The organism is Streptomyces sp. SM1 (assembly GCF_002910825.1).
Taxonomy (GTDB): Bacteria; Actinomycetota; Actinomycetes; order Streptomycetales; family Streptomycetaceae; genus Streptomyces; species Streptomyces okerensis.
This window is the reverse complement of record NZ_NEUB01000610.1, coordinates 23,120-28,171: the sequence shown is the minus strand read 5'-3', so window position 1 is coordinate 28,171 and position 5,052 is coordinate 23,120. Positions and strand designations below refer to the sequence as shown.

Here is a 5,052-nt window from a genome sequence, read left to right as displayed (position 1 = left end):
GGCAGTCGTGCCGCTGGGGCGGCACGGGTGGGCGCGACGGCACCCCGCAAACGCCGGGCTGCGCCACACCCCCCGGCCGCCACCACACCGCGCGGCTACCGAGCTACCGGATCACCGGTCACCCAACCAGGCCGGGCCACCGGCGAACCGGGCCACCGGGCCACCGGGCCACCGGCGAACCGGCAAGCCGACTCACCGCGCAGACTTCTGCAACGCCTTCTCCGCCTGATCCAACGCCGCAGCGAACCCGTTCGCCCACAGCCGGTTCACCCGCGACCGCTCCGTGGAGTTCGGGTAGGCGTTGGTGCAGGACGGCCCGGGACCGCCCCCGGACATCAGCTCGCTGCACGGCCCCGAGTAGTGATCCGGCAGCCCCAGCACATGCCCCGTCTCGTGCGCGGTCACCCGCGTCGAGTCGTACGTCTGGTTCTGCCGGTAGTCGAGGAAGATGTACCCCCGCCCGTGCCCGTCCGTGGAAGCGTACGAGCCGCGCGAGTCGTTGCCCTCGTAGTACGAGAAGTCGGCGCCCGACGTACCGGCCTGGAGTCTCACGTTCGAGACCGAGCTGTTCCAGATCTGCGTGCTGCGGGCTATCTGCGTGGCGAACGAGGGCGCCCGGGAGGCGTTGTACACGACGGTGACGGCCGCCGCGCCCGTCGGGCTCGCGGCCCGCTTCTCGGCCGCCGACTTCAGCACCGCCTCGAAGAACGCCCGGTTGGCCGCGGCGTCCTCCGAGGAACCGTCGTACGCGGCGAACGACGCGGCCGGCGACGCGGCGTCGCCGAGGGGGGCGGGGGCCGCGGCGGCCGGGACCGCGCCGAGGCCGAGCGCCGTGACGCTCAGACCGGCGGCGGTGAGAACGGACAGGGACATGCGCATACGCGTACGCATCGTTGACTCCTTGAGGTGGGGGTCGAGTCACGTGTCACCGGTGAGTGTCCGCGCCCGGACGGCGGCTGTGATGATGGCAACCCCTGATAGGACCGCCCTATCGCCACCCTCCGGCCAAGCCGTCCGACCCGCCCGACTCCGCCTGAACGAGCGGGTTTTGTGAGTCTGGTGAAACCTGAACTTCCGCCCTAACCTCCCAGGGCATGGAGCTCGAGGTCAGGCACCTCAAGGCGCTGTGTGCGATCGCCGACACCGGCAGTCTGCACCGCGCCGCACGTCAACTCGGCGTGGCCCAGCCCTCGTTGAGCACGCAGCTGCGGCGCATCGAACAGGAGCTGGGCGGCGCCCTGTTCGTGCGTGCGCGCACCGGCTGCCGGCCCACCCCCCTGGGGCGGCTGGTGCTCAGCCGCGCCCGCCCGCTCGTCACCGAGCTGCGCTCCCTGGTCACCGAGGCCCGCGCCGCCGCGGCCGGCGGCAGGCAGCTGCGCATCGGCTCCACCGCCAGCCGGGCGCTGGCCGGCTGGCTGCGCCGGCTGCGCCGGCACTGCCAGGAGCCCACCCTGCACATGGACGTCTCCGCCAACGCCCTGCTGCGCATGGTCGCCGACGGCCAGCTCGACGTGGCCTTCGTGCACGAGGTGGAGGGCTACCCGCTGCGCGTCCCCGACGGGCTGCGCACCCGGGTCCTCCTCGAGCGCGAGCCCCAGTTCGTGTCGCTCCCGGCCGACCATCCGGCCGCCGAACACCCGGTCGTCCACCTGTCCGACCTGGCCGGCGACCGCTGGATGATCGACCCGACGGTCGACGGCGAGTGGGACGCCGTACGCCGGGTGCTGCGGGCCGCCGGGATCAGCCCGCGCGTGCTGCACGGCGACTACCACACCGCCGCGTCGCTGGTCGCGACCGGCGAGGTCGTCACCGTGTGCCAGCCGACCTCGCCCTCCCGCCCCGAGACGGCGGTCCGCCGGCTGTACGGCGATCCGCTGGGCGTACGGCTGCTGCTCGCGGCCCGTACGGACACGGAGCTGGAGGGTGTCTACCCCGACCTGGCCGAGGCGTACCGGGAGGTGGCGCGGCAGGCACCGGGGTACCGGGAGTGGCTGGAGGACCTGGTGCCGGGCCCCTGACCCCCGGCCACCCCCGGACCGCGGGCGTCAGACGCCGATGTCCCGCCCGTCCGCGCGCCACACCGCGACCACGGCCGGGCGGACGTACGTGCCGGGCCCGTCGGGCCAGGCGCTGGCGGGCTTGTCGACCGTCGCCCCGTCCACCTCGCCCGGGTGCTGCACGGCGACCAGCACCCGGCGGTCCTGGATGACCGGACCGCAGGTCTCCGCACCGGTCGGCACGGTCAGGAACTGCTTCAGCTCACCGCGCCGTTCCCCGCGTGTGGCGACGCCGAAGAGGCCGTCGTGGGAGCCGAGGGCGCTGCCGTCGGTGGAGATCCACAGGTTGCCGTGGTCGTCGAAGGCGACGTTGTCCGGGCAGGAGATCGGGCTGACGGAGTCCTTGGGGAACCCGGCGAAGTACGTCGCCGGGTCCTCCGGGTCGCCCGCGACCAGGAACAGCGACCAGGCGAACCGGGTGCTCTCCGGCCGGTTCCAGCGCTCGGTCAGCTCCAGCACGTGGCCGTGCTTGTTGGCGTGGCGCGGGTTGGCCTCGTCGGCCTTGGGGTTGGCGTCGACACCGCGCCGGGAGTTGTTGGTCAGCGCGACGTACACCTTGCCGGTGGCCGGGTTGGGCTCGATGTCCTCGGGGCGGTCCATCTTGGTGGCGCCCACCTTGTCACCCGCCAGGCGCGTGAAGACGAAGACCTCCTCGGCGGTCATGCCCTCGACGTGCGAGACGGCCCCGCGGGCGGTGGCGGTGGCCAGCGGGATCCACTCTCCGCTGCCGTCGAACTCGCCGTCCTTCGGCAGCCTGCCCGTACCGTCGATCTCGAGGGCGGGCGAGTCACCGGTCAGCCGGGCGACGTACAGGGTCCCCTCGTCGAGCAGCGAGAGGTTGTGCTCGCGCGCGGAGCGGCTGTTGCCGTGCCGCATCCGCTTGCTGCCGACGAACTTGTAGAAGTAGTCGAACCGCTCGTCGTCCCCGCTGTAGACGACCGGCCGGCCGTCGCGCGTGAGCCGCACGGTCGCACCCTCGTGCTTGAACCGGCCGAGCGCGGTGCGCTTGCGCGGAGTGGAGTCGGCGTCGTACGGGTCGAGTTCGACGACGTAGCCGAACCGGTGCGCCTCGTTGGGCTCCTGGGCGAGGTCGAACCGCTTGTCGAACCGCTCCCACTTGCGCTCGGTGCCGCCGCTGCCGATCCCGTACCGCTTGTCGGTGGCGCTGCTGCCGTGCGCGAAGTACTGGTTGAAGTTCTCCTCACCGTGCAGGGTCGTGCCCCAGGGGGTGGTACCGCCGGCGCAGTTGTTGAGGGTGCCGAGGACCTTCCGCCCGCTGGGGTCCGCGGACGTCTTCACCAGGTCGGACCCGGCGACGGGCCCGGTGAGCCGGAACTCGGAGGTGGCGGTGAGCCGCCGGTTGAGGTGGTGCCGGCCGACCGGCGTCAGCTTGCCGCTGCGCCGCTCCTCCTCCACCGCGACGACGGCGAGCCCGTGCGCGGCCCAGGCGATCTCCACCTGCTCACGGGTGGGGTTCTCCGCGTCGTAGTCACGGAACATGAGGATCTCGTCGGTGTACTCGTGGTTGGCGACGAGCAGTTGCCGGTCCCGCTCACCGCGCAGCGGCAGCAGCGCGAGGAAGTCACAGTTGTACCCGAACTGTCCGGCCTGCGCCCTGGCGCTCTGCCGCTCCGGGTCGAAGGCGGGCGCGCCGCGCAGGATGGGCTCGCCCCAGCGGATGACGACGTCCTGGCGGTAGCCCTCCGGCACGGTGACGGCGTCGGCGGTGTTGGGCGCGACCGGGGTGAACCGCAGACCGCGGGCGCCCTTGTGTGTGTGGTGATGCCCGTGCCTCCCGGCGACGGGCGCCGCCTGCGCCTCGGGCGCGGCCGCGATACCGGCCGCTCCGGCGCCGGCCGCGGCGACGGTCACGACGGCGGCGGCCCGCATCATGGACCGGCGGCTGAGGGCACCGGCGATCACGTCACCGACGTACTCGTTGGAGCTGGTGTTGGGCACCTCGTGGAAACAGGCGTCACCACACCGGAAGCGGCAAGTCAGGGCGGACCGCCCGCCGGGGTGCGATCCGGACGGCGTTCCGATCAACGGCAGCAGCTTTCGCACGTGTTCTCTCCTTGGATGCCCGGGGTGTCAGCGTGACCGTAGGAGCACATATGTGCGGTAGCCGGGCGCCGGGATGAACGGCGCGTGAACCTGCGGCGGCATTGCGGAAGTTGTGCGGGGCGGACACGGACCGCCACCGCACGGGCCGAATCGCGCCCTTGACATATACGATTCCGCAAACCCGACCCTGCCCAAGATCGCCCTTGAGGGCCGCTAACCTTACGTGTCCGTCCTGGCCAGGGATTGACGGGCACCAACTCACTCGAAGGGTTGCGCACATGGGCATTCTCACTCTCCTGCGGAACGCGTTCGGACGGTCACGCAAAGCGAACCCCGCCGAAGCGGAGGGTGCGGCGCAGGCCGCCGAGCCGAACGAAACGGCCGCTCCGACATCGCCCGAGCCGGCTCCGGAGCCCGCCGCCGGCACACCGGCGACGATCCCCTCCCCGTCCGCGGAACCGACCCCGGCACCGGCTCCCGCCGCGCCCTCGGTCCCGGAACCCCGCGGAGACGAGCACGACCTCGTCAGCGCCGCATTCGACAAGATCACGGTCCCCGAACCCACCAGCTCGGACGACCCCCAGCCCTCCACGCCGGAGCAGGCCCCCACCCCGAAGCCGGAGGCAACCCCCGAGCCCGAGGCCAAGACGGAGCCCGCCCAGAAGCCGGAGCCGGAAACGAAGCCCGAGCCGGAGCCCGAGGCAAAGGCGGAGCCCGAAGCGAGGGCAGAGGCGGAGTCTGCCCCGGAGACGAAGCCCGACCCGGAGCCGAAGCCGGAAGCACAGTCCTCCCCGGAGCCTGAGGCGGAGCCGGTCCCGGAGGCGGAGCCGGTCCCGGAGGCGGAGCCGGTCCCGGAGGCGGAGCCGGTCCCGGAGGCGGAGCCGGTCCCGGAGGCGGAGCCGGTCCCGGAGGCGGAGCCGGTCCCGGAGGC

3 protein-coding genes and 1 pseudogene are annotated in these 5,052 nt (G+C 72.7%); 2 read left to right on the top strand and 2 right to left on the bottom strand.

Annotation, left to right across the window (positions count from 1 at the left end; translation table 11 throughout):
- Positions 1-192: 192 nt before the first annotated feature.
- The gene (gene snpA, locus B9S61_RS15250; RefSeq protein ID WP_181007377.1) at positions 193-879 is read right to left on the bottom strand and encodes a snapalysin; all 687 of its coding nucleotides are present in this window, start codon (positions 877-879) and stop codon (positions 193-195) included.
- A 215-nt stretch (positions 880-1,094) separates the two neighbouring features.
- Here snpA and B9S61_RS15245 point away from each other — a divergent pair, with 215 nt between their 5' ends.
- Positions 1,095-2,018 carry a LysR family transcriptional regulator gene (locus B9S61_RS15245; RefSeq protein WP_103542750.1) on the top strand — a complete coding sequence of 308 codons (924 nt, stop codon included), beginning with the start codon at positions 1,095-1,097 and terminating at the stop codon, positions 2,016-2,018.
- A gap of 27 nt (positions 2,019-2,045) precedes the next feature.
- Here the strand turns inward: B9S61_RS15245 and B9S61_RS15240 are convergent, their stop codons facing one another.
- The gene (locus B9S61_RS15240) at positions 2,046-4,121 is read right to left on the bottom strand and encodes a PhoX family phosphatase (protein WP_103542749.1); all 2,076 of its coding nucleotides are present in this window, start codon (positions 4,119-4,121) and stop codon (positions 2,046-2,048) included.
- 278 nt (positions 4,122-4,399) lie between these two features.
- Here B9S61_RS15240 and B9S61_RS42330 point away from each other — a divergent pair.
- Positions 4,400-5,052: pseudogene (locus B9S61_RS42330) on the top strand (Toxic cation resistance protein); the annotation flags it as partial.

Bases quoted from the DNA above. Each gene is read 5' to 3' on its own strand.
- snpA (WP_181007377.1), bottom strand. From the start codon at position 879: ATGCGCATGTCCCTGTCCGTTCTCACCGCCGCCGGTCTGAGCGTCACG.
- B9S61_RS15245 (WP_103542750.1), top strand. From the start codon at position 1,095: ATGGAGCTCGAGGTCAGGCACCTCAAGGCGCTGTGTGCGATCGCCGAC.